At 72.3% G+C, this 26,132-nt stretch carries 24 protein-coding genes; 7 read left to right on the top strand and 17 right to left on the bottom strand.

What is annotated here, in order from left to right; translation table 11 throughout:
- Positions 1 to 56: 56 nt before the first annotated feature.
- Positions 57 to 1,175, top strand: coding sequence for a TerD family protein (locus tag ACFYST_RS16150; RefSeq protein ID WP_387646667.1), 1,119 nt, complete (start codon positions 57 to 59; stop codon positions 1,173 to 1,175).
- Between the two features lie 9 nt (positions 1,176 to 1,184).
- Entirely contained in the window at positions 1,185 to 1,604 is a 420-nt protein-coding gene (locus tag ACFYST_RS16145) for a barstar family protein (protein ID WP_387862791.1), read from the top strand.
- Positions 1,605 to 1,672: 68 nt separating this feature from the next.
- On the opposite strand, the gene ACFYST_RS16140 is transcribed toward ACFYST_RS16145, so the two are convergent.
- Together ACFYST_RS16140 and pruA are read right to left on the bottom strand one after the other, a co-directional pair.
- The gene (locus ACFYST_RS16140) at positions 1,673 to 2,602 is read right to left on the bottom strand and encodes a proline dehydrogenase family protein (RefSeq protein ID WP_387646368.1); all 930 of its coding nucleotides are present in this window, start codon (positions 2,600 to 2,602) and stop codon (positions 1,673 to 1,675) included.
- Between the two features lie 92 nt (positions 2,603 to 2,694).
- Entirely contained in the window at positions 2,695 to 4,323 is a 1,629-nt protein-coding gene (gene pruA / locus ACFYST_RS16135) for an L-glutamate gamma-semialdehyde dehydrogenase (RefSeq protein WP_387862789.1), read from the bottom strand.
- Between the two features lie 301 nt (positions 4,324 to 4,624).
- On the opposite strand from pruA, the gene ACFYST_RS16130 reads away from it, so the two are divergent.
- On the top strand, positions 4,625 to 6,217 hold the full coding sequence (locus ACFYST_RS16130) for a PucR family transcriptional regulator (protein WP_387646372.1): 1,593 nt from the start codon (positions 4,625 to 4,627) through the stop codon (positions 6,215 to 6,217).
- A 123-nt stretch (positions 6,218 to 6,340) separates the two neighbouring features.
- Here the strand turns inward: ACFYST_RS16130 and ACFYST_RS16125 are convergent, their stop codons facing one another.
- The 3 genes from ACFYST_RS16125 to ACFYST_RS16115 form a co-directional block, all read right to left on the bottom strand.
- Positions 6,341 to 7,834, bottom strand: coding sequence for an alkaline phosphatase PhoX (locus tag ACFYST_RS16125; RefSeq protein ID WP_387862786.1), 1,494 nt, complete (start codon positions 7,832 to 7,834; stop codon positions 6,341 to 6,343).
- A gap of 144 nt (positions 7,835 to 7,978) precedes the next feature.
- Positions 7,979 to 9,085, bottom strand: coding sequence for a hypothetical protein (locus tag ACFYST_RS16120; protein WP_387862784.1), 1,107 nt, complete (start codon positions 9,083 to 9,085; stop codon positions 7,979 to 7,981).
- 153 nt (positions 9,086 to 9,238) lie between these two features.
- A complete protein-coding gene (locus ACFYST_RS16115) occupies positions 9,239 to 10,822 on the bottom strand; it encodes a hypothetical protein (protein WP_387862781.1) in 1,584 nt (527 codons plus the stop codon).
- A 376-nt stretch (positions 10,823 to 11,198) separates the two neighbouring features.
- On the opposite strand from ACFYST_RS16115, the gene ACFYST_RS16110 reads away from it, so the two are divergent.
- Positions 11,199 to 12,524 carry an MFS transporter gene (locus tag ACFYST_RS16110; protein ID WP_387862779.1) on the top strand — a complete coding sequence of 442 codons (1,326 nt, stop codon included), beginning with the start codon at positions 11,199 to 11,201 and terminating at the stop codon, positions 12,522 to 12,524.
- A gap of 174 nt (positions 12,525 to 12,698) precedes the next feature.
- On the opposite strand, the gene ACFYST_RS16105 is transcribed toward ACFYST_RS16110, so the two are convergent.
- The 8 genes from ACFYST_RS16105 to ACFYST_RS16070 all read right to left on the bottom strand — a co-directional run bounded on the left by ACFYST_RS16105 (position 12,699) and on the right by ACFYST_RS16070 (position 19,493).
- Complete coding sequence (locus ACFYST_RS16105) at positions 12,699 to 12,986, bottom strand: metal-sulfur cluster assembly factor (RefSeq protein ID WP_051055973.1); 288 nt, start codon at positions 12,984 to 12,986, stop codon at positions 12,699 to 12,701.
- A 126-nt stretch (positions 12,987 to 13,112) separates the two neighbouring features.
- The gene (gene sufU / locus ACFYST_RS16100) at positions 13,113 to 13,565 is read right to left on the bottom strand and encodes a Fe-S cluster assembly sulfur transfer protein SufU (protein WP_073814843.1); all 453 of its coding nucleotides are present in this window, start codon (positions 13,563 to 13,565) and stop codon (positions 13,113 to 13,115) included.
- Between the two features lie 9 nt (positions 13,566 to 13,574).
- Positions 13,575 to 14,837, bottom strand: a complete 1,263-nt coding sequence (locus tag ACFYST_RS16095; RefSeq protein ID WP_387646387.1) for a cysteine desulfurase — start codon at positions 14,835 to 14,837, stop codon at positions 13,575 to 13,577.
- Positions 14,834 to 15,598 carry a Fe-S cluster assembly ATPase SufC gene (gene sufC / locus ACFYST_RS16090; RefSeq protein ID WP_387646389.1) on the bottom strand — a complete coding sequence of 255 codons (765 nt, stop codon included), beginning with the start codon at positions 15,596 to 15,598 and terminating at the stop codon, positions 14,834 to 14,836. Before sufC ends, ACFYST_RS16095 begins: the two co-directional genes overlap by 4 nt.
- Positions 15,599 to 15,605: 7 nt before the next feature.
- Entirely contained in the window at positions 15,606 to 15,929 is a 324-nt protein-coding gene (locus tag ACFYST_RS16085; RefSeq protein WP_380365196.1) for a non-heme iron oxygenase ferredoxin subunit, read from the bottom strand.
- Positions 15,926 to 17,158 carry a Fe-S cluster assembly protein SufD gene (sufD, locus tag ACFYST_RS16080; protein WP_387646392.1) on the bottom strand — a complete coding sequence of 411 codons (1,233 nt, stop codon included), beginning with the start codon at positions 17,156 to 17,158 and terminating at the stop codon, positions 15,926 to 15,928. Before sufD ends, ACFYST_RS16085 begins: the two co-directional genes overlap by 4 nt.
- A gap of 60 nt (positions 17,159 to 17,218) precedes the next feature.
- Positions 17,219 to 18,631 (bottom strand): Fe-S cluster assembly protein SufB, encoded by a 1,413-nt coding sequence (gene sufB, locus ACFYST_RS16075; RefSeq protein WP_363480938.1) that lies wholly within the window; start codon positions 18,629 to 18,631, stop codon positions 17,219 to 17,221.
- The gene (locus tag ACFYST_RS16070; protein ID WP_387862777.1) at positions 18,624 to 19,493 is read right to left on the bottom strand and encodes a helix-turn-helix transcriptional regulator; all 870 of its coding nucleotides are present in this window, start codon (positions 19,491 to 19,493) and stop codon (positions 18,624 to 18,626) included. Before ACFYST_RS16070 ends, sufB begins: the two co-directional genes overlap by 8 nt.
- Before the next feature lie 124 nt (positions 19,494 to 19,617).
- Here ACFYST_RS16070 and ACFYST_RS16065 point away from each other — a divergent pair, with 124 nt between their 5' ends.
- Together ACFYST_RS16065 and ACFYST_RS16060 are read left to right on the top strand one after the other, a co-directional pair.
- Positions 19,618 to 20,535: an ABC transporter ATP-binding protein gene (locus ACFYST_RS16065; RefSeq protein ID WP_387862775.1), complete on the top strand. Its 918-nt coding sequence runs from the start codon at positions 19,618 to 19,620 to the stop codon at positions 20,533 to 20,535.
- The gene (locus tag ACFYST_RS16060) at positions 20,532 to 21,302 is read left to right on the top strand and encodes an ABC transporter permease (protein ID WP_387862772.1); all 771 of its coding nucleotides are present in this window, start codon (positions 20,532 to 20,534) and stop codon (positions 21,300 to 21,302) included. The genes ACFYST_RS16065 and ACFYST_RS16060 overlap by 4 nt, the downstream gene beginning before the upstream one ends.
- Before the next feature lie 31 nt (positions 21,303 to 21,333).
- Here ACFYST_RS16060 and ACFYST_RS16055 read toward each other — a convergent pair whose 3' ends face one another.
- Positions 21,334 to 22,602, bottom strand: a complete 1,269-nt coding sequence (locus ACFYST_RS16055) for a choice-of-anchor A family protein (protein WP_387862769.1) — start codon at positions 22,600 to 22,602, stop codon at positions 21,334 to 21,336.
- A gap of 213 nt (positions 22,603 to 22,815) precedes the next feature.
- On the opposite strand from ACFYST_RS16055, the gene ACFYST_RS16050 reads away from it, so the two are divergent.
- A complete protein-coding gene (locus tag ACFYST_RS16050; RefSeq protein WP_387646403.1) occupies positions 22,816 to 23,781 on the top strand; it encodes a heme A synthase in 966 nt (321 codons plus the stop codon).
- A 69-nt stretch (positions 23,782 to 23,850) separates the two neighbouring features.
- Here ACFYST_RS16050 and ACFYST_RS16045 read toward each other — a convergent pair whose 3' ends face one another.
- The 3 genes from ACFYST_RS16045 to ACFYST_RS16035 are packed head-to-tail and all read right to left on the bottom strand — an operon-like array spanning position 23,851 to position 26,051.
- On the bottom strand, positions 23,851 to 24,183 hold the full coding sequence (locus tag ACFYST_RS16045; RefSeq protein ID WP_387646406.1) for a hypothetical protein: 333 nt from the start codon (positions 24,181 to 24,183) through the stop codon (positions 23,851 to 23,853).
- Between the two features lie 9 nt (positions 24,184 to 24,192).
- Positions 24,193 to 25,464, bottom strand: coding sequence for an FAD-dependent monooxygenase (locus tag ACFYST_RS16040; protein WP_387862767.1), 1,272 nt, complete (start codon positions 25,462 to 25,464; stop codon positions 24,193 to 24,195).
- Positions 25,461 to 26,051 (bottom strand): chorismate pyruvate-lyase family protein, encoded by a 591-nt coding sequence (locus ACFYST_RS16035; RefSeq protein ID WP_387862764.1) that lies wholly within the window; start codon positions 26,049 to 26,051, stop codon positions 25,461 to 25,463. The genes ACFYST_RS16040 and ACFYST_RS16035 overlap by 4 nt, the downstream gene beginning before the upstream one ends.
- Between the last annotated feature and the right edge of the window lie 81 nt (positions 26,052 to 26,132).

Below are 26,132 nucleotides of genomic sequence, written 5' to 3'. Positions count from 1 at the left end.
GAGTTGGCTAGGGTGTGTCGCGGCGGCGAGTCGAGGAGGAGCACGTGACGACAGTTCTGGTGCGGGGCGGCAATGCGTCGCTCGGCGCGAGCCGGGTCGTGGTGGAGGTCACCGCGCGCAAGCAGCTGGACGTGTCCGCGCTGCTGCTGACCCAGTCCGGCAAGGTCCGTTCGGACGCCGACTTCGTCTTCTTCAACGCCCCCACCGGCCCCGGTGTGACGCACCGTCCGGCCGCCGGCAGCAACCCCGACGCGATCACCGTCGACACCGCGGGCGTGCCCGCCGACGTCACCCGGATCGTGGTCACCGCCTCCCTCGACGACCGGCAGGCCACCTTCGCCGGCACCGAGCCCACCGCGACCGTCCGGGACGCCGACAGCGGCCGCGAACTGTTCACCTTCACCCCGCCCCGGCTCGGCGGCGAGACCGCCCTGGTGGTGGTCGAGGTGTACCGGCGCGGCGCCGAATGGAAGATCCGCGCCGTCGGCCAGGGCTACGCCAACGGCCTGGCCGGCATCGCCACCGACTTCGGCGTCACCGTCGAGGACGCACCGGCCGCGGCCGCACCCCCCATGCCGTCCGGCTCCCCCGCCGTCGGCAAGATCACCCTCGACAAGGGCAAGGTCAACCTGGTCAAGGGCGGCTCGGTCTCCCTGGAGAAGGCCGGCAAGCCGTTCCTCGCCTCGGTCCGGATGGGCCTCGGCTGGGAACCCGCCACCCACGGCCGCGGCATCGACCTGGACGCCTCGGTGATCGCCTTCGACGCCCGGCGCGAAAAGGTCGACACCGCCTGGTTCATGAAGCTCTCCGTCTTCAACGGCGCCATCGCCCACTCCGGCGACAACCTCACCGGCAAGGGCGGCGGCGACGACGAAGCCATCACCGTCCACCTCGAAGGCCTGCCCGCCGAGGTCTGCGGCCTGGTCTTCGTCGTCAACTCCTTCTCCGGCCAGAAGTTCACCGACGTCAAGAACGCCTACTGCCGCCTCACCGACGCCGCCACCGGCGAAGAACTCGTCCGCTTCGACCTCACCCACGCCGAACCCCGCACCGGTGTCGCCATGTGCAAACTCGTCCGCCAGTTCTCCGGCGAATGGGTCATGACCGCCCTCGGCGAATACGTCGACGCCAAAACCGCCCGCTCCATGGTCCAGCCCGCGGCGGCGATGCTCTGAGCGCCCCCCGTGCCGGCGCCGCTCCGCACCCCCGGGGTCACCCTGGTCGATCCGTCCGCGATCGGCCGGGCCGCAGCAGCCCGGGACGCCGTCCTGCGTTACTGGGTCGACACCGTCGCGGCCACCTCCCGCGCCGACTTCTTCGACGCCGTGCGCGGCGCGCTCCCCATGGACCCGCCGCTGCTCGGCCGGCGCGGCTGGGACGCCCTCGCTGACTCGCTGTGGAGCGGCCTGCACGGGGCCCCCGGCGACACCGCCCTGATCGTCGTGACCGACCTCACCCTCCTGCACGACCGGGCCCCCGGGGAGTTCCGGACCGCCGTCGGCATCCTCACGGAACTCGCCGACACCCTCACCGACCCCTCCTTCACCGGGGGCCGCTCCACCTCCCTGCACTGTCTGATCGGCCTGCGCGGTGCGGCCGGCTGACGGCCCTCCGCACGCCGACGGGGCCCGTGGCGTCATGCCACGGGCCCCGTGCGGGAGTTGAGCCGGCGTCAGCCGCGGGTGGCCATCGCCCGCAGGAAGAACGTCAGGTTCGCGGGGCGCTCCGCGAGGCGGCGCATGAAGTACCCATACCATTCCTGGCCGTACGGCAGGTACACGCGCATGGTGTTGCCGGCCTCGGCGAGGCGGAGCTGCTCCTCGGGGCGGATGCCGAACAGCATCTGGTACTCGAAGGAGGTGACGTCGCGGCGGTTCCACTCGGCCAGCTGGCCCGCGATCTTGATCATGTTGGGGTCGTGCGAGGCCACCATCGGGTAGCCCTGACCGGCCATCAGGACCTTCAGCGCGCGGACGTACGCGAGGTCGACCTCGTGCTTGCCCTGGAAGGCGACCGACTCGGGCTCCTTGTAGGCACCCTTGCAGATGCGCACCCGGGAGCCCTCGTGGGAGAGGTCTCGGCAGTCGGCCTCGGTGCGCCGCAGGTAGGCCTGCAGGACGACGCCGAGCCACGGGAAGTCGGCGCGCAGTTCGCGGGCGATGCCGAGGGTGGAGTCGGTGGTGGTGTGGTCCTCCATGTCGAGGGTCACCGTGGTGCCGGCGTCGGCGGCGGCCTGGCAGATCCGGCGGGCGTTCTCCAGCGCGATCTTCTCGCCGTCCACGGGCAGGAACTGGCCGACCGCGGAGAGCTTGACGGAGACCTCGGCGTTCGCGGCGAGGCCGGTCTCCTTGAGGGCGGTCAGCAGGTGCTCGTACGCCAGGGCGGTGCCGGCCGCCTGGGCGGCGTCCTTGGTGTCCTCGCCGAGGTGGTCGAGGGTGACCTTGCGGCCGCTGTTGACCAGCGTCTCGGTCGCGTCCACGCCCTGGTCGAGGCGGTCACCGGCGACGAAGCGCTCGACTATCGCGTGGGTGGGCGGGAACTTCTCGACCATGGTGCGCACCTGCGGGGAGCGCGAGGCGGCGAGGAGGGCGGAACGGAGCATCGGTACTCCCGGATCAAGGTTCAGCTGGTGGCGAGAGGTGGCGGGGCGGCCGGGGTGGCGGCCGCCCCGCCGAAGAGCACAGCGGGGCTGGGTCAGCCCATGTGCGGGTAGCGGTAGTCCGTCGGCGGGACGAACGTCTCCTTGATGGACCGGGTGGACGTCCAGCGCATCAGGTTCTGCTTGGCACCGGCCTTGTCGTTGGTGCCGGAGGCCCGGCCGCCGCCGAAGGGCTGCTGGCCGACGACGGCGCCGGTCGGCTTGTCGTTGATGTAGAAGTTGCCGGCGGCGTTGCGCAGCACGTGCATGGCGTGCTGCACGGCCTCGCGGTCCTGGGCGATGATCGAGCCGGTCAGGCCGTAGGACGACACCGACTCCATCTGCGCGAGCATCTCGTCGTACTTGTCGTCCTCGTAGACGTGCACGGAGAGGATCGGGCCGAAGTACTCGTCCTTGAAGTACTCGGCGGTCGGGTCCTCGCAGACCAGCACGGTCGGGCGGACGAAGTAGCCGACCGAGTCGTCGTACGTGCCGCCCGCCAGGACCTCGACCTTCGGGTCGGCCTGGGCGCGGTCGATCGCGGCCTTGTTCTTGGCGAACGCACGCTCGTCGATGACGGCGCCCATGAAGTTCGCCAGGTCGGTGACGTCACCCATGGTGAGCCACTCGACCTCGTCGCGGAAGTCGTCCTTCAGCTCGGCCCAGATCGAGGCCGGGACGTACGCGCGGGACAGCGCCGAGCACTTCTGGCCCTGGAACTCGAAGGCGCCGCGGGTCATCGCGGTCTTCAGGATCGCCTTGTCGGCGGACGGGTGGGCGACCAGGAAGTCCTTGCCGCCGGTCTCGCCGACGATCCGCGGGTAGGTGCGGTAGTTGGAGATGTTCTCGCCGACCGTGCGCCACAGGTGCTGGAAGGTGGGGGTGGAGCCGGTGAAGTGGATGCCGGCCAGCGCGGGGTGCTTCAGCGCGACCTCGGAGACGTCCAGGCCGTCACCGGTGACCATGTTGATGACGCCCTTGGGCAGGCCGGCGGCCTCCAGCAGACGCATCAGGTAGTGCGCGGCGAACTGCTGCGTCGGGGACGGCTTCCAGATCACCACGTTGCCCATCAGCGCGGGCGCGGTCGGCAGGTTGAGGGCGATCGCGGTGAAGTTGAACGGGGTGATCGCGTAGACGAAGCCCTCCAGCGGGCGGTGGTCCATGCGGTTCCACACGCCGTCCGAGGAGATCGGCTGCTCGGCCAGGATCTGCCGGGCGAAGTGCACGTTGAAGCGCAGGAAGTCGACCAGCTCGCAGGGGGTGTCGATCTCCGCCTGCTGGGCGGTCTTCGACTGGCCGAGCATGGTGGCGGCGGCCAGCGTCTCGCGCCACGGGCCGGCCAGCAGGTCGGCGGCGCGCAGGAAGATCGCGGCGCGCGAGTCGAAGGAGAGCGCCTGCCAGGCCGGGGCGGCGGCCAGCGCGGTGTCGATGGCCTCACGCGCGTCGTCCTGGGTGGCGTTGCGCAGCGTGCCGAGCTTCGCCGCGTGGTTGTGCGGCTGCACCACGTGGAACTCGGAGCCGCCGCCGAGGCGCTGCTCGCCGTTGATCGTCATGGTGAGCTGGATCGGCCCCTGGCCGCCCAGCTCCTTCAGCTTCGCCTCCAGGCGGGCCCGCTCGGGGCTCCCGGGGGCGTAGCTGTGGACCGGCTCGTTGACCGGCGCGGGGACCTGGGTCACAGCATCCATGGCGCACGCTCTCCTTCTCGTCATGGGACGCCGACGGGGTTCACACGTCGGCCATGTCACGAACGCTATTCCCCGTCCTGGCCGCCAACTGTTGGCCGCGCCGCCAAAGTCCCCCGCTCGCCGTTGTCCGCCCGGACGAACACCGTCACGTCCCGGTCACGGCCGCCGAATCCTGTCCGGCTCACTAAACTCGGGGCCGGGATGTTGTCCGCCCCGACGAAGACCCGACGGACTCGACGGACCCCGCCAGACCCCGCCAGCCCCGCCAGACCCCGACAGTGACTCGACGAGGACCCCGCCCATGAACGGCCTGCCGCTGCGCCAGTTGCTGATGTCGCTCGGCGAACCCCTGGTCGAACTCCAGGCCGCGCCGGCCGGCCTGGACGTCCCGGTCCGCGACGTCGCCATCCTCGACCCGGAGGACCCGCCGACCGCCGCCCCGGGCGAGCTCGTCCTGGCCATCGGCGCCCGCGGCCGCGCCGCCCTCCCCGCCCTGCGCGCCGCCGGCCGCGCCCGGGCCGCCGCCGTCGCCGTCAAACTCGACGGGCCCGGCCAGGCCGACGCGCTGCGCGAGGCCGCCACCGAAGCCGGCGTCGCCCTTCTCTCAGTACGCCGCGAAACCCGCTGGGAACACCTCGACTCGCTCGCCCGCGCCCTGCTCGCCGGACCCGACAGCGGAGAACCGGGCGAGGCCGACACCGGCGACCTCTTCACCCTCGCCCAGACCGTCGCCGTCCTCACCGGCGGCATCGTCTCCATCGAGGACACCTCCAGCCGGGTCCTCGCCTACTCCCGCACCTCCGACTCCGACGAGGTCGACGACCTGCGCCGGCTGTCCATCCTCGGCCGCCAGGGGCCCGAGCCCTACCTCGCCAAGCTCCGCGAATGGGGCGTCTTCTCCCACCTGCGCGGCTCCGACGGCGCGATCGAGATCGCCGCCCACCCCGAACTCGGCATCCGCCGCCGCCTCGCCATCGCGATCCGCTCCGGCGCCCAGCCGCTCGGCACCATCTGGGTCCAGGAGAGCACCCGCCCGCTCGCCCCCACCGCCGACCGCGCCCTGGTCGGCGCCGCCCGCGTCGCCGCCGGTCAACTGGTGCGCCGCCGCCGCGAGTTGTCGGCCGACGCCCGGCTCACCCAGACCCTGCTCACCGGCCTGCTGGAAGGCTCCACCGGCCCCCAGTCGCTCGCCACCCACCTCGGCCTCGACCTGCGCCGCCCCGCCACCGTCCTCGCCTACGCCCCGGCCGCCACCGCCGAACGCGACGTCGAACTCTCCCGCGACGAAGTCACCGGCCTGATCTCCGTCCACACCGCCGCCCGCCACCGCGGCGCCCTGCTCGCCCCCGTCGACTCCCGCATCTACGTCCTGCTGCCCGAACTCCCGCCCGCCCTCCCGCAGTCCACCCTCCGCGACTGGGCCCAGGAAACCGTCGACGCCGCCCGCACCCACCTCGCCATCCCCCTGCGCGCCGCCATCGGCCCCACCGTCCCCGGCCTCGCCGACGTCCCCTCCTCCCGCGCCCAGGCCGACCGCATCCTCGACGCCATGGGCCGCGGCGGCGTCGTCCCCGACGTCGCCGCCCTGCACGACGTCCAGGCCGAAGTCCTGGTCTCCGAAGTCCTCGCCCTCCTCCAGGACCGCCCCGAACTCCGCGACCCCCGCCTCACCGCCCTCACCACCTACGACACCCGCCACCACACCCGCCTCGCCGAATCCGTCCTCGCCTACCTCGAAGCCCTCGGTGAAGTCCGCGCAGCCGCAGACGCCCTCCACATCCACCCCAACACCCTGCGCTACCGAGTCCGCAGAGCAGAGCAGTTGACCGGCCTCGACCTGACCCAACCCCAACAACGCCTCCTGGCCATGCTCCAACTGCGCCTCTCCGACTAACGGCCCGCGCCCCGCCAGGGGCGCTGGGGTCCCCCCAGCGGAGCGCGAGCAACCACCCACAAACGGCAAGGTCCGCCCAAGGGAGCGCAACGTCTCTCCCCGGGCGGACCACCTAAAAACGTGTCACATCCGGTGCCACGGCCCACTGATCGCGAGCATGATCCCCGGCTCCTGAATATTCGCGAACAACGTCCGCCCGTCCCGCGAGAACGTCACCCCGGTGAACTCGCTGAACTCCGGCTTCTCCGCCGTCCCCAGGTTGAGCTCGTTCCGCGCCAGCGCATACGTCCGCCCGTCCGAAGTCGCCCCGAACAGGTGCTGCAGCCCGTTGCCGTCCTCGGCGATGATCAGCCCGCCGTGCGGCGACACCGTGATGTTGTCGGGGCCGTCGAAGTTCCCCTTGTCCGTCCACACGTCCGCGTTGACCCCGAGGATGACCTTCAGCGTCAGCGTCCGCCGGGCCGGGTGGTAGAACCAGACCTGCCCGTCGTGCTGCAGCGGCGACTCCTCGCGCGCGAACGACGACACGAAGTAGATGCCGCCGTCCCCCCACCACATGCCTTCGAGCTTGCGGGCCCGGGTGATCTCGCCGGCTGCGAACTGCTTGCGGATCGAGGTGGTGCGGGCGTCCCGGTCCGCGACCTTGACCCAGTCCGCGCCGTACGTGGTGCCGGGCTTGGTGGCGCGGGAGAGGTCGTCGACCAGCTTGCCCTGGGCGTCGAACGCCTTCAGCGCCTCCAGCACGCCCGCGTCGGCGGCCAGCGTGCGCAGCTTGCCCTTGCCGTGCCGGAAGCCGGCCGGCGGCGTCCAGCGGTAGAACAGGCCGTTCGGCTTGGAGGCGTCCTCGGTGAGGTAGGCGTGGCCGCGCTTCTCGTCGATGACGACGGCCTCGTGCGCGAACCGGCCGAGGGCCTTGATCGGCTGCGGGTCGCGGTTGGCGTCCTGGTCGTGCGGGTCGACCTCGAAGACGTAGCCGTGGTCCTTGGTGAAGCCGTTGGTGCCGGCCTTGTCCTCGGTCTCCTCGCAGGTCAGCCAGGTGCCCCAGGGGGTGGCCCCGCCGGCGCAGTTGGTGGCGGTGCCGGCGATGCCGACCCACTCCCGCACCCGCCGCCTGCCGTACCCGTGCCCGCAACCGTGATCGTCGCCGTCCTCCTGGAAATGACCACGCCCGGACACCTCCACGACCGTGCACCCACCGGCCGCCGCCGGGTCGTACACGTAGCCGTCCAGCAGCGGCACGGGGTGCGGCCAGTTCGCCCGCGGGCCGGCCAGTTCGTGGTTGTTGACCAGCAGGGTCGCGCCGTGGCGGCCCTCGAACGCGGCGGTGCCGTCGTGGTTGCTGGGGGTGCTCTCGCCGGTCAGCAGGGTGGTGACGCCGGTCCGGGTGATGATCTCGTAGGAGAAGCCCCTGGGCAGTGCCAGGATGCCCTCGGGGTCGGACACCAGCGCGCCGTAGCCGACCGCGGCGTGCCCGGCCCCGGCGAGGGCGGCCTCGCCGCCGGAGGGAGCGGCGATCGCCCCGGGCGCGGTGGCGAGGACCTCCGCGCTTCCGGCGATCAGGACGCCTGCGCCGAGCACGGTCGAACGGTTCAACAAGTCCCGGCGGGACAGCGACATGACGGTCACTCCTCAGCGGAAGGAGACGGATCGGTGACCGTCAGAGTCCGGCCCGCGCGTGAACCGGGCGTGAACCGGACGCTACGTCAAAGCGCCGATCCACCGACCGTTTTGCCAACCGGAGACGGCCCCATGACCGGGTCTTTACCACTGGTTCCGGTGCTGGGTACGCTCGACGCGCCACTGCTCCCAGGCGGTCAGCCAGGCGTCCTCCGTGCCGGACGGCAGCTCGGGCGTGCCCCCGACCCACAGGCGTTCCCAGGCGCGCTGCGCGGGCAGGCTCGGCACCTCACTGGCGAACACGGTGTACCGCACCACCTCCTCGGCAGCCGCGGCGCCCTCCGCGGTGCCGGTCAGCCAGTCCACGTGGTGGGCGAGCCGGCCGAGGTGGTTGACCATCGAGGTGACGGCGCTGTCCGCCTCCTCCTCGGTCTCCGAGGCGAGCCACATCTGCTGGCGCACCACGGTCTCCCAGCGGGCCTTGCGGTCCGCACCGCGCAGGTACCGGGGGAGCCTCGCGCTGCGGCCGGCCCGGAGCTGGGTGACCATCGCGGTGGCCCGGGCAATGCCGTGCTCGACGAGTTCGCGGTGGGCGGTCAGGCCGAGCTCGGCGGGTGTCGGTTCGGCCGCGGGCTCGGACGCGGTGGTCCGGCGGGCGGCCAGGGTCCGCAGCAGCGCGGTGCGGCCGATGATGTACTGCTCGAAGTCGGCGATTCCGCGCAGTTCGATCGCGCCGGGCGGCACCCCGCGTCCGGTGACGGTGACGGTGGTGCCGTCCATCCACAGCCGGCCGGCCCAGACGGTGCCGGCGCCGGGGCGGCGGTCCTCGTGGATCTGCAGGGCGCGCGGGTCGCCGTCCACGGTGATCCACTCGCGCAGCGCCCGCACGCCGCCGGGGGTGTCGCCCTCGTCGATGCCGAGCTGCTCGTACACCCGGTCGCGCTCGTCCTCGACCACGTCCTCCAGGTCGGGCAGCGGTTCGGTGAGTTCCGCGCCGGGCCGGTAGGTGCGGACGGTCACGTACGGACCGTCCGCACGGTTCCAGTCACCGGAGCGGACCTCCACCCAGCCGAGTTCGCCGTTGTCGACCTGGTACTCGGCGAGGACGTCCCGCCCGGGCAGGCCGCCCGCGCGGTGCTCCCAGCCGAACACCGGGAACCCGGCCCCGGCCATCAGCCGCCGGCTGTACGCCTCCTGGTCCGCGTAGACCTCCTCGATCTCCCACGGCCCGCTCGCGTGCTGCCTCTTCATTTCTCGCCGCACCCCCGGCACTCGCCACACCGTTCCGCTGCCGGGCGGGCCCGGCACGGCGACCACCATACGGCCCGGGGAACCTGTCGATCCATCAGCTCCGCAGTGGTCTTCCGCCAGGGTGACGCGGCGGGAACCCGCCCGGGTTGCCCGTCAGCGCTGCGCCCTCAGCGAACGGGCCTTGATCGCGGCCCGCCGCGCCTCCTTGGCGACCTTGCGGTCCAGGTGGAGCGCGCCGATGACCTCCAGCACCTCGGGCGTCAACGGGTGCGGCACCCGCCACACCTCACCGAAGTAGCTGGCCGGGTTGTCGGTGACCGGCAGGTCGGCGACCAGCGCCTGCAGGCGGCCGCCCTCACCGGCGGTGAGCAGCAGCACGGCGGCCACCGAGTCGACCACCCGCCACAGCGCGTCGGGGCGTTCGGCGGCCTCGACGTCCTCGCCGCGGGCGCGCAGCCACTCGCGGGCCAGGCCGCCCAGCTCGGGGTCGTCGACGACCTCCCGGACGGCGGGGACGGCGTCCTCGCCGAGCTCGCCGAGCGCGAACCCGCAGTAGTAGCGGCGCACCGGCGACTGCACGTCGCGGCCCCGCCCGCCGGACAGCAGCGCGCGGGCGGCGTCGGTGGCGTCCTCCCGGGCGGCCAGCCAGGCCCTGAGCTCGGGCTCGGCGAACGTGTTGCCGTTCTCGGCGAGGGCGCGCAGCAGGGCGGGGCCGTCGAGGTCGGCGAGGTCACCGATCAGCGGGGCGTCGAGGCCGTCGGCGATCAGCCACTCGCGCACCGCGTACTGGCCGAGCGGGGTGAGCCGGACGGTGCCGAAGCGGGCGGCGTCCTCGTCGGTCAGCGGGTGCTCGGGCTCGGCGGCGGCGGCGTCGTCCTCCTCCTCGAACAGTTCGGGGTCGATCGGCGTGTGCTCGACCAGGCCGAGTTCGGCGAGGTCGCCGAGCATCGGGTCGAGGACGACCATCAGGTCGGTGATCTCGCCGAGCATCTCCTCGTCGGGCTCCTCGCCCTCGGGGACGACCAGCAGCGCGGCCAGCACGCCCAGCGGGACGGTGGTGTCGGCGCCGGGCTCGGCGAACGCGGTGGACTCGTACAGCACGTGCAGCGCCTCGTCGAGGATCTCGGCGGCCTGGTCCCGGGCGTCCTCCACCTCGGCCAGGCCCTCGGGATCGTCCCGCTCGCTGCCCTCGACCACGTCCGGGTCCACCGACTCGGCCTCGGCGGCGAGTTCGCGGACCAGTTCGGCGGCCTCGAACCACAGGCCGAGCACGGCCGCCGGCTCGCCGGCCTCGACGGCGGGCAGGTCGGCGCCGGGGACGGCGATGTGGGTGCCGCCCTCGGTGGTGCCGGTCTCCACCGCGCCGAGGTCGCAGGCCAGCGCCCAGGCGCGCATCGCCTCGACGACGTCCTCCTCGTCCGGGTTCTCGATGCCGAGCATCCGGGCGGCCCGGATCCGGTCCTCGGGGCCGAGGTCGCCGTGCTCGTCGACGTCGCGGTGCGGGTCGACCCAGCGGGCCAGCGCGACCACCTGGGCGATCAGCGGGACGGCGAGCGCCGCGTCGGCGAGTTCCCGGTCCGAGGGCAGCACGATCGGCGGGATCAGCACCGCCGTGTCGTCGGGGTCCTCGTCGCCGCTGCTGGAGCCGTACAGCTCCGCGAGGTCGTAGTCGGCGGGCAGCAGGCCCTCGGCGTCGGACGGCTGCTGCTCAGGGGTCTTACGGCTTCGTCCGGCCATCGCGCGCGAACTCCCGCTGTTCGTCGGAGGTAACCGCCGCCCGGTGGGCGGTCCGACAAATGGGCGGACGCCGGGGCATCGGCGGCGCGGACCGGTGTGTCGGCCCGTCAACCCAGCGTATCGGCCGCCACCACCGAAAGCGTGAGCCGCCCGGGCGTCCCCCCGAACGAGTGGGACGGTGCGGCCGAACGAGTGCCCGGGTGCACGTATCCTTCGGTGGGCGCCGCGCACCACCCCCGCGCGTGCCTCCCCGGAGCGACGGAGCTCCGAACCCCAAGAACCACGTGCACACCCGCGCCGACCGGGCCAGTCCGCCATGCCACCACTCCCCGGCCTGGCCACGCCCGGCGGCGCCCGGCCACAGGAGACCCCTGCCATGGCGGACCTCTCCCCCGCCGGCCCCGGCCTGAGCACCGCTCAGTACGCCGGCCGCCGACTGTCGGAGGCCCTGCTTCCGCTGGAACTCGCCCCTCGCAAGCAGCTCCAGCTCTCCGCGATCAGCCGATGGAACGCGCTGCGCGGCATCCGGGTCGGCCTGGTCGCCGCCGGCCTGCTGCTGATGCTGATCGGCGCCAACCTGGTCACGCCGCTCTACCCCGCGCTCCAGCAGCGGCTCGGCCTGACCCCGCTCGACACCACGATCCTGTTCACGGTCTACGTGTTCGCCCTGGTCCCGGTACTGGCCGCGGTCGGCCACTGGTCGGACCACCTCGGGCGACGCGCCATGATCCTGCCCGCGGTCGCGCTGTCCGCCGCCGGCGACGTCGTCTTCGCCACCGCCGGCTCCTTCTGGCAACTGGCCGCCGGACGCGCCGTCCAGGGCATCGCCGTCGGCCTGTCCACGGGCGCGGCGGGCGCCGCCCTCGGCGACCTGCTGCCCGACCGGCCCACCCTCGCCGCCAAAGTCACCCTGGCCTGCTCGGCCGGCGGCGTCGCACTCGGCCCGCTGGTCGGCGCGGCCATGGCCTCGGGTTCGAACCCGCTGCCGGGCCTGTTCCTGACCCACGCCGTCGCGCTGCTCGCCCTCTGCGTACCCCTCGCCCTGGTGCACCCGCGGATGCCCGGCTCGGTCCGCCCCCCGGCCTCCCCGCCGCGCATCACCACCCCCACCCACCTGCGCCCGCAGCGCCTGCGACTGCCCCGCTCCGGGCGCCGCGAGTTCCTGCTCGCCTCCGGCGCGGGCTTCGTCTCGTACGCGGTCTTCGGCGTCTACCTGGCGCTCGCCCCGGCGTTCTCCAGCACCCTGCTGCACACCGACTCCAAGATGGCGGGCGCCGCCGTCGCGGCCCTGCTGCTCGGCTCCTCGGCAGCCGCCCAGCTGCTGGTCCCGCCCACCTCCGACCGCATCGTGGTCGCCGCCGGCCTGACCGGCCTGGCCACCGGCCTCGGCCTGCTCACCGCGGCCGCCGCCACCGGCACCCCCGCACTCCTCTTCATCGGCAGCGTGGTCGCCGGCGTCAGCCAGGGCATCGCCTTCCGCTCCCTGTTCACCGCCGCAGTGGCCGCCCTCGACCCCGCCCGCCGCGGCAGCGAACTCTCCACCCTCTGGGTGATCGTCTACCTCGGCTCCTCCGCCCCGATCATCGCCGTCGGCGCCCTCACCCGCGCCTACGGCCTGATCCCCGCCATCACCACCTTCGCCGCCCTCGCCGCCACCGCCTCCCTGGCCCTGGCCACCGCCGTCCTGCGCCGCAAGGACTGACCCCCCCGCCGCGAGGCGGACATCGGCTGCTGCCGGCCCGGCTGCCCGACCGTCCGCAGTCGGGCCCGGTCCGCCGGGTGGCGGCGGCGCTGCGGGAGGGCAACGATCAAGTGAGCACACGCAGCAGGGGCGGAACCCGAAGGTCCCGCCCCTGCCAGAAGTACTACTGACCGATCAGACGTTGAAGCCGAGCGCGCGCAGCTGGTCGCGGCCCTCGTCGGTGATCTTGTCCGGGCCCCACGGCGGCATCCAGACCCAGTTGATCCGCAGGTCCTTGACGAGGCCGTCGGTGGCGGTCCGGGCCTGGTCCTCGATCACGTCGGTGAGGGGGCAGGCCGCGGAGGTGAGGGTCATGTCGACGGTGGCGGTGTCGTCCTCGTCGATGTGCAGGCCGTAGATCAGGCCCAGGTTGACGACGTCGATGCCCAGTTCGGGGTCGACGACGTCCATCAGGGCCTCCATGAGGTCCTCGGTGGTGACGGTCCCGGCGGTGGTGAACGCACCGGGGCTGTCGGACACCGCGACCTCGGCCGTGGCGGCCTCGGGGGTCTCGTTCTCGCTCATGAATTCAGTGTCCTTACCGGAACGTCAGTCGGAAATCTCGGGGTGGCCGGCCAGCGCCTTGGCGGTGGCGTCCTTCCAGGCCATCCAGCCGAGCAGGGCGCACTTGACCCGGGCCGGGTACTTGGAGACCCCGGCGAACGCGACGGCGTCCTCCAGGATCTCCTCGTCGCCCTCGGACTGGCCCTTGCTCTGCATCAGCTCCAGGAACGCCTCCTGGACCTGCTGCGCCTCGCCGACCGTCTTGCCGACCACCAGGTCGTTGAGCACGGAGGCGGAGGCCTGGCTGATCGAGCAGCCCTGCGACTCGTAGGAGACGTCCGCGACGACCGCGCCGTCGAGCTTCACCCGCAGGGTGATCTCGTCGCCGCACGTCGGGTTGACGTGGTGCACCTCGGCGTCGCCGTCCCGCAGCCCCTTGCCGTGGGGGTTGCGGTAGTGGTCCAGGATGATCTCCTGGTACATCGAGTCGAGCTTCATGCGACCACCTCAGCCGAAGAAGTTGCGGACGTGGTGGAGGCCGTCGATCAGCGCGTCCACCTCACCGGGCGTGGAGTACAGATAGAACGACGCCCTGGTGGTCGCCGGAATTCCGTACCGCAGGCAGACCGGCCGCGCGCAGTGGTGGCCGACCCGGACGGCGATGCCCTGCTCGTCGAGCACCTGGCCGACGTCGTGCGGGTGGATGTCGCCGAGCGTGAAGGAGATCGCCGCGCCGCGGTCCACGGCCGTGCGCGGGCCGATGATCCGCAGGTCGGGGACGTCCAGCAGGCGCTCGATGGCGTACTCGGTGATCGCGTGCTCGTGCGCGGCCACGCGGTCCATGCCGATCGCCGACAGGTAGTCGATGGCGGCGCCGAGGCCGACGGCCTGGGCGATCGGCGGGGTGCCGGCCTCGAACTTGTGCGGCGCGGGGGCGTAGGTGGACGAGCCCATGGTGACGGTCTCGATCATCTCGCCGCCACCGAGGAACGGCGGGAGGTCCTCGAGGAGCTCCTGGCGTCCCCACAGCACGCCGATGCCGGTCGGGGCCAGCATCTTGTGGCCGGTGAAGGCGACGAAGTCGGCCTCCAGCGCCTGCACGTCGAGGACGGCGTGCGGGGCGGCCTGCGAGGCGTCGATGGCGACCAGCGCGCCGACCGACTGGGCCTTGCGGACGATGGTCTCCACCGGGTTGATGGTGCCCAGCAGGTTGGACACCAGGGTGACGGAGACGATCTTCGTCTTCTCGGTGATCAGCTCGTCGATGTTGGACAGGTCGAGCCGGCCCTCGTCGGTCAGCCCGAACCACTTCAGCTTCGCGCCGGTGCGCTGCGCGAGCAGCTGCCACGGAACGATGTTGGAGTGGTGCTCCATCTCGGTGATCACGATCTCCGAGTCGGCGTCCACCCGGTACGGCTCGTCGGCCCAACCCAGCATGTTGGCAACGAGGTTGAGCGACTCCGAGGCGTTCTTGGTGAAGATCACCTCGTTCCGGCTGGGCGCGTTGATGAACGCCGCGACCTTGTCCCGGGCGCCCTCGTACAGCGCGGTCGCCTCCTCGGCGAGCACGTGCACGCCGCGGTGGACGTTGGAGTTGTGCTGCTCGTAGTAGGCGTTCAGCGCGTCCAGCACCTGGCGCGGCTTCTGCGAGGTCGCCGCGTTGTCCAGGTACACCAGCGGCTTGCCGTCGTGCAGCACCCGCGACAGGACGGGGAAGTCCTTGCGGATCGCGTCGGTGTCCAGGAGTCCGGTCAGATGGGAGTGGGTCACTCGGAAGCGCCGCCCTTCACGTAGCTCTCGTAGCCCTCTTCCTCCAGCTTGTCGGCGAGCTCGGCACCGCCGGACTCGACGATCCGGCCGCCCGCGAAGACGTGCACGTAGTCGGGCTTGATGTAGCGCAGGATGCGGGTGTAGTGGGTGACCAGCAGGGTGCCGACCTCGCCGGTGGAGCGGACCCGGTTGATGCCCTCGGAGACGATCCGCAGCGCGTCGACGTCCAGGCCGGAGTCGGTCTCGTCGAGGATCGCGACCTTCGGCTTGAGCAGCTCGAGCTGGAGGATCTCGTGACGCTTCTTCTCACCGCCGGAGAAGCCCTCGTTGACGTTGCGCTCGGCGAACGCCGGGTCCATCTGCAGGGCGGCCATCGCCTCCTTGACCTCCTTGACCCACAGCCGCAGCTTGGGGGCCTCGCCGCGGACGGCGGTGGCGGCGGTGCGCAGGAAGTTGGAGACCGAGACGCCGGGGACCTCGACCGGGTACTGCATGGCCAGGAAGAGGCCGGCCTTGGCGCGCTCGTCGACCGACATCGCCAGCACGTCCTCGCCGTCCAGCAGCACCTCGCCACCGGTGACGGTGTACTTGGGGTGGCCGGCCAGCGAGTAGGCCAGGGTGGACTTGCCGGAGCCGTTCGGACCCATGATCGCGTGGGTCTCGCCCTGCTTGACCGTCAGGTCGACGCCCTTGAGGATCTGGCGCGGGCCGCCCTCGGCGTTGACGGAGACGTGCAGGTCGCGGATTTCAAGCGTTGCCATGGGGTACTCAGTTCTCCTGGTTGACGGAGACGAGCACATCGTCCCCTTCGATCTTTACGGGGTAGACGGCGACCGGCCTGGTCGCGGGCAGCCCGGACGGCTTTCCGGTGCGCAGGTCGAAGCTGGAGCCGTGCAGCCAGCACTCGATCATGCAGTCCTCGACCTCGCCCTCGGAGAGCGAGACGTTGGCGTGCGAGCAGATGTCGTTGATCGCGAACACGCCCTCGTCGGTGCGGACGATCGCCACCGGGACGCCGTTCAGCTCGACCTTCTTGGGCACGTCCTCCTGCAGCACGCTCAGCGCGCAGGCGCGCAGGTAGCCGGCGCTCATGCGACCGTCTCTTCCAACTCGGCCTCGATCTTCTCCATCAGGCGGTCCTGGATCTCGGCGACGCCGATCTGCTGGACCAGCTCGGCGAAGAAGCCGCGCACCACCAGGCGGCGGGCCTCGTCGGCCGGGATGCCGCGGGACTGCAGGTAGAACAGCTGCTCGTCGTCGAAGCGGCCGGTGGCGGAGGCGTGGCCGGCGCCGACGATCTCGCCGGTCTCGATCTCCAGGTTGGGGACCGAGTCGACCCGGGCGCCGTCGGTGAGCACCAGGTTGCGGTTGAGCTCGTAGGTGTCGGTGCCGACCGCGGCCGCGCGGATCAGCACGTCGCCGATCCACACCGCGTGCGCGTCCTCGCCCTGCAGCGCGCCCTTGTAGGCCACGTTGGAGCGGCAGTGCGGGGTGTCGTGGTCGATGATCAGGCGGTGCTCGAGGTGCTGCCCAGCGTCCGCGAAGTACAGGCCGAACAGCTCGGCCTCGCCGCCGGGGCCCGCGTAGGAGACCCGCGGGTGCAGGCGCACCACGTCGCCGCCGAAGGTGACCACCACGGACTTGAAGGTGGCGTCCCGGCCGACCAGCGCGTTGTGCTGGGCGGCGTGCACCGCGTCCCGCTCCCAGTCCTGGACGGAGACGAAGGTCAGCTTGGCGCCGTCGCCGACCAGCAGGTCGACGTTGGCGGCGCGGGTGCCGGTGCCGGAGTGGTTCAGCACCACGACGGCCTCGGCGAACGGCTTGACCTCGATCACCACGTGGGCGAAGCGGACCCCGCCCTCGCCGTGCACGTCGATCCGGACCGGCTCGGTCAGCACCGTCTCCTTGGGGACGGTCACCACCAGGGCCTGCTCGAAGGCGCTGAACGCCTGCGCGGCGATCCGGTCCACCGGGGTGCCGGCCTTGCCGACGCGGGCGTCGTCGCGGCCGACCAGCTCGGAGGTGACACCCTCCGGCAGGCCCAGCTCGATCTTGTCCTCACCGCGGACCGCGTCGACGGCCGTGCCGTCGTGCAGGCCGGCGAGGCGGTGCATCGGCGTGAAGCGCCAGTCCTCCTCGCGGCCGGTCGGCACCGGGAAGTCGTTCACGTCGAAGGACGGCTTGACCGCGACGCGGGCGTCGATCGGCTGCCGGACGCTCTCGCGGCCGGTGCCCGGACCGGCGAGCTGCGCGCCGGCGCCGGCGGTGCCCACCTCGATCGAACCGGCGGTGGTGGAGCCGGGAGTGTTCTGCTCAGCCATGGCTGTTCGTGTTGCTCTCTTTCGGAAATGGTCGACGGACGGGCGGGGGCTGACGGCGCGTCAGCCGACCGCGCCCTCCATCTGCAGCTCGATCAGCCGGTTCAGCTCCAGCGCGTATTCCATCGGCAGCTCGCGCGCGATCGGCTCGACGAAGCCTCGGACGATCATCGCCATCGCCTCGGTCTCGGTCAGGCCGCGGCTCATCAGGTAGAAGAGCTGGTCCTCGGAGACCTTGGAGACCGTCGCCTCGTGGCCCATCGACACGTCGTCCTCGCGGACGTCCACGTACGGGTAGGTGTCCGAGCGGGAGATGGTGTCGACCAGCAGCGCGTCGCACAGCACGTTCGACTTGGCGCCGTGCGAGCCCTCGCCGATCTCGATCAGACCGCGGTAGGAGGTCCGGCCGCCGCCGCGCGCCACCGACTTGGAGACGATGTGCGACGAGGTGTTCGGCGCCATGTGGACCATCTTCGCGCCGGCGTCCTGGTGCTGGCCCTCGCCGGCGAACGCGATCGACAGCGTCTCGCCCTTGGCGTGCTCGCCCATCAGGTAGACGGCCGGGTACTTCATGGTGACCTTGGAGCCGATGTTGCCGTCGACCCACTCCATGGTCGCGCCCTCGTACGCCACGGCGCGCTTGGTGACCAGGTTGTAGACGTTGTTCGACCAGTTCTGGATGGTCGTGTAGCGGCAGCGGCCGCCCTTCTTGACGATGATCTCGACCACCGCGGAGTGCAGCGAGTCCGAGGAGTAGATCGGCGCGGTGCAGCCCTCGACGTAGTGGACGTAGGCGTCCTCGTCGACGATGATCAGCGTCCGCTCGAACTGGCCCATGTTCTCGGTGTTGATCCGGAAGTAGGCCTGCAGCGGGATGTCCACGTGCACGCCCTTCGGCACGTAGATGAACGATCCGCCGGACCACACCGCGGTGTTCAGCGAGGCGAACTTGTTGTCGCCCACCGGGATGACGGTGCCGAAGTACTCCTTGAACAGCTCCGGGTGCTCGCGCAGCGCGGTGTCGGTGTCCAGGAAGATGACGCCCTGCTCCTCCAGGTCCTCACGGATCTGGTGGTAGACGACCTCGGACTCGTACTGGGCGGCGACACCGGCGACCAGGCGCTGCTTCTCCGCCTCCGGGATGCCCAGCTTGTCGTACGTGGCCTTGATGTCGGCGGGCAGGTCCTCCCAGGACTCGGCCTGCTTCTCGGTCGAGCGCACGAAGTACTTGATGTTGTCGAAGTCGATGCCCGACAGGTCGGAGCCCCAGGTCGGCATCGGCTTCTTGCCGAACAGCTTCAGGCCCTTGAGGCGAAGGTTGAGCATCCACTCGGACTCGTTCTTCTTCGCCGAGATGTCGCGGACGACGTCCTCGCTCAGGCCACGCTTGGCGGCGGCACCGGCCGCGTCCGAGTCGGCCCAGCCGTACTCGTACGTGCCGAGACCTTCGAGCTCGGGGTGTGCGATGTCAGTCATGCGAGGTTCCTCCGCGCGGTGGAGCCGGTTTCGTCGGACGTTCGATGGAGGTACCGGCAGTCGGCACGGCACCGGGCGTCCCGGAGGACGACGGTGCGGCACCGGATGCCGGCACATACGTGGTGCAGACCCCGTCGCCGTGGGCGATGGTGGCCAGCCGTTGCACATGGGTGCCCAGGAGCTGCGAGAAGACCTCGGTCTCCGCCTCGCAGAGCTGCGGGAACTGCTCGGCGATGTGCGCGACCGGGCAGTGGTGCTGGCACAGCTGGGCGCCGGCCGGGGCGGCAGGCACCGAGGCGGCGGACGGGACGGGCCGCACCGTGGCAGCGTACCCGTCGGCGCTCAAGGCCCGAGCGAGCGCCTGGGCCCGCTGCGGGGCGTCGGCCTGTTCGACCTCGCCCTGGTACTTCCGGCCCTGTTTGGCGAGCCGGGCCCGGGCGAAGGCGGCGACCGCCTGCTCGCCCGCCTCGCCGCCACCGGCGGCCTCCGAGATCCAGCGCAGCGCGTCTGCGGCGAGCTGGTCGTAGGCCTGGTAGAAGGCGTCCCGCCCGCCGTCGGTCAGGGCGAACACCTTGGCCGGACGGCCCCGGCCGCGGCTGCCGTAGACCCGCTGCTCGCGGGACTCGACCAGCCCGGCGGCGGTCAGGCCGTCCAGGTGGCGGCGCACCGCGGCGGTGGTCAGGCCGAGGCGGCCGGCCAGGTCGGCGGCCGAGGACGGTCCGTGGTCGAGGATCGAACGGGCGACCCGGTCCCGGGTCGCCCGGTGGCCCTCGGCGGCGAGCGCCTCCGCCGGAGTCGCGGGCACGGCACAGTCGGGAGCCTCGGGCTCCCGCTGAGCGTCGCGCTCGCGAATCTTTTTCACAACACGATTGTTGCTTAATTCCTCCGCGGGAAACAAGCCGTGACCCCGGTCTCACCGGTGGCCTCCATCACGGAAGGCATGCCTTACCTGATGAGGGTCGTGAACTGCTCCTACACTCGCCGGTATGCATGCAGACCCCGCCGTCGAGGTGACCGGACTGGTCAAGCGGTACGGCGACAAGACCGCCGTGGACGGCCTCGACCTGGCCATCGCGCGCGGAACCGTCACCGCGGTGCTCGGCCCCAACGGCGCGGGCAAGACCACCACCATCGAGACCTGCGAGGGCTACCGCCGCCCCGACGCCGGCACCGTCCGGGTCCTCGGCCTGGACCCGGTCGCGCAGGCCGGGCAGCTCAAGCCGCGGATCGGCGTGATGCTCCAGTCCGGCGGCGTGTACGCCGGTGCGCGCGCCCTCGAAATGCTCCAGCACACCGCGAAGCTCTACGCGAACCCGCTGCCCGTCGGCCCGCTCGCCGAACGCCTCGGCCTGGACTCCTGCGGCCGCACCACCTACCGCCGGCTCTCCGGCGGCCAGCAGCAGCGCCTGGCCCTCGCCATGGCCGTGGTCGGCCGCCCCGAACTGGTCTTCCTGGACGAGCCCACCGCCGGCCTCGACCCGCAGGCCCGCCGCGCCACCTGGGACTTGGTCACCGAACTGCGCACCGCCGGCGTCACCGTCGTCCTCACCACCCACCAGATGGACGAGGCCGAACAGCTCGCCGACGACGTCGCCGTCGTCGACCGCGGCAAGGTCATCGCCCAGGGCTCCCCCGACGAGCTGCGCGGCCCCGACGCCCAGCTGCGCTTCGACGGACCGCCCGGGCTGGACCTGGCCGGCCTGCGCAAGGTCCTCCCCGACACCGCTCTGGTCGCCGAGCCCTCCCGCGGCTCCTACCGCGTCGAGGCCGCCCTGGACGCCGCCCTGCTCGCCGCCGTCACCGGCTGGTGCGCCGAGGCCGGGGTGATGCCCGACAAGCTCGCGGTACAGCGCCGCAGCCTCGAAGACGTCTTCCTCGACCTGACCGGACGGGACCTGCGATGACCGCCACCGACCTCACCCCCCGCCCGGGCGCCGCGCCGGTCGGCCGGATGCTGCTCGCGCAGACCGCCCTGGAGACCAGGATGCTGCTGCGCAACGGCGAGCAGCTGCTGCTCACCGTGGTCATCCCCACCGTGCTGCTGGTGCTGTTCTCCGCCGTCGACGTGGTCGCCGTGGACGGCCCCGGCAAGCGCGTCGACTTCCTCGCCCCCGGCCTGCTGGCGCTCGCCGTGATGTCCACCGCCTTCACCGGCCAGGCCATCGCCACCGGCTTCGAGCGCCGCTACGGCGTCCTCAAGCGGCTCGGCGCGACACCGCTGCCCCGCTGGGCGCTGCTCACCGCGAAGACCGGCTGCGTGCTGGTCACCGAACTGCTCCAGGTGCTGCTGCTCTCCGGCATCGCGCTGGCCCTCGGCTGGTCGCCGCACGGCAACCCGCTGGCGGTCCTGCTCCTGCTGGTGCTCGGCACCGCCGCGTTCTCCGGCCTAGGCCTGCTGATGGCGGGCACGCTGCGCGCGGAGGCCACCCTGGCCGGCGCCAACCTGGTGTTCATCCTGCTGCTGCTGGCCGGCGGCGTGGTGGTGCCGCTCGCCAAGTTCCCGGACGCGGTGCGCCCGGTGCTGGAGCTGCTGCCGATCTCGGCGCTCTCCGACGGCCTGCGCTCGGTGCTCCAGCTCGGCCACGGCATGCCCTGGTCCGACCTCGGCATCCTGGGCGTCTGGTCGGTGCTCGGCCTGGCTGCGGCCGCCCGCTTCTTCCGCTGGGAGTAGCCCCCGCTGCCCTCGGGGGCCACGTCCGGGCTCAGGAAGCGGCGCCGGCCTTCTTGCGGCGTGCCGCGTAGATGATCCCGCCGCCCACGCCGAGCACCGCCGCGCCGCCCACGGTCAGCGCCAGCAGGCCCTCCGACCCGGTGAACGCCAGCCCGCCACCGCCGCTGCCACCGCCCGCCTGGGCGGAGTGGCTCGCGGACGGGCTCACCGAAGCGCCGCCCGAGCCGCTCGGGCTCGGCGACTCGCTGCCGCCCGGCGTCGAGGCGCTGCCCGACGGCGACGGGCTCTCCGACCCGCCGCTGCTCGCGGACGGCGAGGGCGACGCGGACGGGGCCCCGGACGGCGAGACCGGCGCCACGGTGGTCCCCGGCAGGCAGCCCTCGAACGGGTAGTGGTGGGTCTCGGCCCCGCCGCTGCCGGTGAGCGACTTCGCCCACACCGAGCCGTTCACCGGACCGCCCCTGCCCAGGTCGAACGCCGCGTTCGGCGCCAGGATGCTGCCCGGCCAGGCGTTGCCGCTGTGCTTGGTGATCTTCGTGGTGGTGGGGAAGTTCCACAGCAGCCTGGCCCGCTCGGCGCCGCCGTCCGCGGACTGCAGCTTGTCGTCCAGCAGGTAGCCCTTCTTGGCGTTGTCCCAGATCAGGAACCCGCTGGTGGGCGCCTTGGTCTGGTCGTAGCCGCCGCCGGTGACGGTGATCACGGTGGACAAGCCGGCCGGGACCTTCAGCTGGATCTCGCCCGCCTTCTGCAGGGTGTCCGCGGTCACCGTGAAGAAGTTGGCCTTGGCGTCGGTGCCGGTGAAGGTCAGGGTGCGGCCGTCCGCCACCGGGGCCGCACCCGCGGTCTTCGCCAGCTCGGCGGACACGGCCCGCAGCTTGGCGAACTCGGCCGCGAAGTCGATCGGCGACGTCCCCTTGGTCACACCGTCCATCGCTCCACCGAGGTTCCGCCCGGCGTAGACGCCCTTGCCCTTCTGCACGTGAACGGGTCCCTTGATGTCGCCGCCGACCACCAGGGAGTAACCGCCGGGCAGGGCCTTGACCTCATCGGCGGTGAGCTCCTGCCCCACCGAGAAACCGGCCTGGCTGAAATCGGCGTTCCCACCGATCGCGACGGCGCCTTCGGCGTCGGGACTGTGGGTGTCGTCACCCTCGATGAACTCGCCGTACTTGCCGGCGACGCCGAGGCTGAAGCAGTTGCCCTCGCCGGGGGAGGCGGTCGCTGGGGTGGGCGCGACCAGGGCCGCGAGGGCGAGCGAGCCGCCGAGCGCCACGGCGGCGGCGGATATGGACTTGCGCATGTGCAGGACTCCACGGGTGGAGAAGGGCAGGGGGAGATGAGCCCAACCTGTGAAAGGTCTGGACCAAGTCGCACCCTTTCGGCCACTCACCAGTAGGTCAAGACCAACGCACCGACACGCTCGATCCGTCCGTTTTGTCCGCGCGCCCCTCGCGAGGCCCGCTGCCGCACCCGCGCCGCCGGACCACCGTGTAAGCCCGCCTACGATGGTCCGGTGACCAACCCGTTCTCCCTCCTCGCCGAGCGCTGGCACCCGAGCGCGCAGCACGTCCGCCGGGCGGCCATGGCCGCCCTGGTGATGAGCGTGGTGATCGTGGTCACCGGCGGCGCCGTCCGGCTGACCGCCTCCGGTCTCGGCTGCACCACCTGGCCGCGCTGCACCGCCGAGAGCCTGACGCCGACGCCCGAGATGGGCATCAACGGCGTCATCGAGTTCACCAACCGGATGCTCACCTACGTGCTGTGCGCGGCCGTCGGCTGGGCGATCCTGGCGGCCCGCTGCGCCAAGCCGTGGCGGCGCTCGCTGACCAAGCTCGGCTGGGCCCAGTTCTGGCTGGTGATGAGCAACGCGGTGATGGGCGGCATCACCGTCCTGACCGGCCTGAACCCGTACATCGTGGCGGCGCACATGGTCGCCGCGCTGGCCCTGGTCTGGGTCGCGGTGGTGCAGTGGGAGCGCACCCGGGAGGGTGACGGCGCGCCGCGGGCCCTGGTCGCGGAGCCGATCCAGCGCCTCGCCCAGGTGCTGGTGCTGACGATCAGCCTGCTGGTGGTGGCCGGTACGGCGGTCACCGGCGCGGGCCACCACCCGGGAGCCTCGTCCAAGGACGGCAAGCCGGTGTACCGCATCCCGATCGACTACGACCGGCTCGTCCAGGCCCACGCCGACCTGGTGTTCCTCTCGGTCGGCCTGACGCTGGCGGCGCTGCTGGTGTTCGCCGCCGTGAAGGCCCCGCCGGCCGCCCGGGCCCGGGTCCGCGAGCTGTTCGGCCTGCTGATGATCCAGGGCGTGCTGGGCTTCGTCCAGTACTTCACCGACGCCCCGGAGATCATGGTCGGCGTGCACATGCTGGGCTCGGCCCTGATCCTCGGCGCCGCCGTCCGCATCCCGCTCGCCCTGCGCACCCGCGCCGAGATCCCGGCCCAGGCCACCGCCCCGTCGACCGAGCTGGTCGCCTGAGCGACACCCCGAACGCAGAAAAGGAGCGCGGACAGCTGTCCGCGCTCCTTTTCCGTCCGCCGGGGCGGACTAGATCTGGATGCCCGCCATGCGCTTCCACTCGTACGAGCTGGTCTTCACCTTCAGGCCCAGCTCGCCCTCGAAGTCGTCGTGCAGGGTGAGCCCGGCGAGCTCGGCGGCCCGGCGGCCGATCGCGTAGGTCGGCGCGACCTGGTCGCCCCAGGTGCCGTCGGCGCCGACCACGACGATCCGGGTGGCGGTGCGGCCGACGTACTCGACGACACCGTCCGCGTGGCCGCCGTGCTGCTTGGCGAAGCTGCTCAGGTGCTTGGCAATGCGCTTGGCGCGACGCTCGACGCGGGCGTCCGGCGCGGCGGTGGTGGCGGTCTCTGCGCTGGTCATGCCCGCATGCTACCGACCGGTAGCGCCGCTGGCGACGGCACCGCCCTGTGCCGACGGCCACATGGCGGGCAGCCGCAGCTCACCGGCCCCGGCGTAGGCCAGCGCGAAGGCGGCGCCCTCCGGCCCGGGGGCGGCGATCCGGCGGATCCGCTCCAGCCGCAGCCGCAGCGCGAACTCGCGCTGCCCGGGCGGCAGGCCGGCCGGCAGGTGCAGCAGGTCGAGCAGCTGCTCGGAGAACTCCTGGGTCCGCCAGGCGGCGTCCAGCCGTCGCCGCTCGTAGCCGTCCAACCCGGTGCCGTCCAGCCCGGTGCCGTCCAGCCCGGTGCCGTCGCCGTCGCGCAGCTCGGCGATCAGCGCGGCCGCCAGGTCGGCGGCGTCGGCGACCGCCGAGTTGAGGCCCTTGGCCCCGGACGGGGTGACGGTGTGCGCGGCGTCCCCGGCCAGCAGCAGCCGCCCGGCCCGCATCCGGCGGGCGACCTTGCCGCGCATCCGCAGCATGCCGGTCTCCAGCAGCGCGCCGAGCGCGGGGTCCTCGCCGTCGAGCTCCAGCCGCCGTTCGAGTTCGGCGCGGATCCGCCGTTCGCCCCAGCCGGCCGGGTCCTCCCCGGCGGGCACCTCCAGGTAGAACCGTCCGACGTCGGCGGTGCGCGGCATCATCCCGGCGAACCCGTCGGCGTGCACCGCGTAGCGGATCTGCTCGACCGGCCGGGAGATCCGGGCCAGCACCGTCAGCCAGTCGTACGGGTAGCGCCGCCCGGGCCCGTCGGCGCCGTCGGGGAAGGCGGCGGCGACCACGCTGTGCGCGCCGTCGCAGCCGATCACGTACTCGGCGGTGAGCGGGCCGTCGGCGGTGTTCAGCTCGGGGCGGCCGTCGGCGCCGACCGTGACGGAGTCCACCGGCCGCTCGAAGGCGATGCTGCCGCCGTCCGCCAGGTACGCGGCGATCAGGTCGCGCAGCAGCAGCTGCTGCGGGTACACCCAGTGCCGGATGCCGCCGGACAGCGTGCCGTAGTCGACCAGCACGTTCTCGCCGAGGCAGGTGATCTCGCACCGTCCGTGCCGCTCGCCCTCGGCGGTCAGCCGGTCGGTGAGGCCCAGCGCGCGCAGGTACTCCACCACCCGGTGCTCCAGCACCCCGGCCCGGGCGGCGCTCTCGACGGCGGCCCGGGAGAGCCGCTCGTGGACGGTGACGGTGATCCCGGCCCGGTGCAGCACGTGGGCGAGCACCAGCCCGGCGGGCCCGGCGCCGACGATCGCGACGGTGGTGGTTCGGCGGGTCATCGACGGCCTCCGACGGCGAGCAGGTCGGCCCCGGCCACGGCGGGCACCAGCGCGGGGTTGAACGTTTCGGTGACGGCGGCCAGCGGCTTCGGCCCGTGCCACATCAGGTAGGTCTTGTACGCGGCGTCCGCCCCGTCCCAGTCGCGCACACCGGCGTCCAGCACGGTGCGCCGGTAGCCGGTGCCGGTGGCCTGCAGGGCGGCGCCGATCGGCGCGGCGGTGTCGGTCAGGCACTGCTCGGCGGTGGCGGACAGTACCGGCCGGGCGACCACCACGTTGCGCGACAGCTCGCCGCCGTCACCGCCGGTGAGCACCGAGCGCCGGACGATCAGCTCCTCGTCGTCGCCGGCCAGCAGCAGCGCGGCCGCCCCGGCGGGCGCCTCGGCGGCCGTCACCCGCCGGTGGTCGGCGTGCCCGACCCGCACCGGCCCGCGGGTCCAGGCCGACAGCAGGGTGGTGGTGAGCCCGTCCGCGCCGAGCAGTATCCGGGTGGGCGGGTCGGCGAAGGCCCCGATCAGCCCGGCGAGCTCGGCCGGTTCGCGGGCCAGGAACAGGTGTCCGGACAGGACGATGGACTGGAGCGGCATTCTTTCTTTCCCCCGAAAGGCGACGACAGGATCGCAAACGGTGGCCGACCCTACTGGAGAACTGTTTCCGCTGACGAAACG

Origin of the sequence: Kitasatospora sp. NPDC004614 (assembly GCF_042873675.1) — a bacterium.
In the GTDB taxonomy this organism is placed as follows: Bacteria; Actinomycetota; Actinomycetes; order Streptomycetales; family Streptomycetaceae; genus Kitasatospora.
Note: the sequence above shows the minus strand (reverse complement) of the source record. Positions and strands in the feature narration are given on the sequence as shown.

Coding starts and splice junctions, on each gene's coding strand:
- ACFYST_RS16140 (WP_387646368.1), bottom strand. CDS start 2,602: ATGCTCCGTTCCGCCCTCCTCGCCGCCTCGCGCTCCCCGCAGGTGCGC.
- pruA (WP_387862789.1), bottom strand. CDS start 4,323: ATGGATGCTGTGACCCAGGTCCCCGCGCCGGTCAACGAGCCGGTCCAC.
- ACFYST_RS16130 (WP_387646372.1), top strand. CDS start 4,625: ATGAACGGCCTGCCGCTGCGCCAGTTGCTGATGTCGCTCGGCGAACCC.
- ACFYST_RS16125 (WP_387862786.1), bottom strand. CDS start 7,834: ATGTCGCTGTCCCGCCGGGACTTGTTGAACCGTTCGACCGTGCTCGGC.
- ACFYST_RS16120 (WP_387862784.1), bottom strand. CDS start 9,085: ATGAAGAGGCAGCACGCGAGCGGGCCGTGGGAGATCGAGGAGGTCTAC.
- ACFYST_RS16115 (WP_387862781.1), bottom strand. CDS start 10,822: ATGGCCGGACGAAGCCGTAAGACCCCTGAGCAGCAGCCGTCCGACGCC.
- ACFYST_RS16110 (WP_387862779.1), top strand. CDS start 11,199: ATGGCGGACCTCTCCCCCGCCGGCCCCGGCCTGAGCACCGCTCAGTAC.
- ACFYST_RS16105 (WP_051055973.1), bottom strand. CDS start 12,986: ATGGAGGCCCTGATGGACGTCGTCGACCCCGAACTGGGCATCGACGTC.
- sufU (WP_073814843.1), bottom strand. CDS start 13,565: ATGAAGCTCGACTCGATGTACCAGGAGATCATCCTGGACCACTACCGC.
- sufC (WP_387646389.1), bottom strand. CDS start 15,598: ATGGCAACGCTTGAAATCCGCGACCTGCACGTCTCCGTCAACGCCGAG.
- ACFYST_RS16085 (WP_380365196.1), bottom strand. CDS start 15,929: ATGAGCGCCGGCTACCTGCGCGCCTGCGCGCTGAGCGTGCTGCAGGAG.
- sufD (WP_387646392.1), bottom strand. CDS start 17,158: ATGGCTGAGCAGAACACTCCCGGCTCCACCACCGCCGGTTCGATCGAG.
- sufB (WP_363480938.1), bottom strand. CDS start 18,631: ATGACTGACATCGCACACCCCGAGCTCGAAGGTCTCGGCACGTACGAG.
- ACFYST_RS16065 (WP_387862775.1), top strand. CDS start 19,618: ATGCATGCAGACCCCGCCGTCGAGGTGACCGGACTGGTCAAGCGGTAC.
- ACFYST_RS16060 (WP_387862772.1), top strand. CDS start 20,532: ATGACCGCCACCGACCTCACCCCCCGCCCGGGCGCCGCGCCGGTCGGC.
- ACFYST_RS16055 (WP_387862769.1), bottom strand. CDS start 22,602: ATGCGCAAGTCCATATCCGCCGCCGCCGTGGCGCTCGGCGGCTCGCTC.
- ACFYST_RS16045 (WP_387646406.1), bottom strand. CDS start 24,183: ATGACCAGCGCAGAGACCGCCACCACCGCCGCGCCGGACGCCCGCGTC.
- ACFYST_RS16040 (WP_387862767.1), bottom strand. CDS start 25,464: ATGACCCGCCGAACCACCACCGTCGCGATCGTCGGCGCCGGGCCCGCC.
- ACFYST_RS16035 (WP_387862764.1), bottom strand. CDS start 26,051: ATGCCGCTCCAGTCCATCGTCCTGTCCGGACACCTGTTCCTGGCCCGC.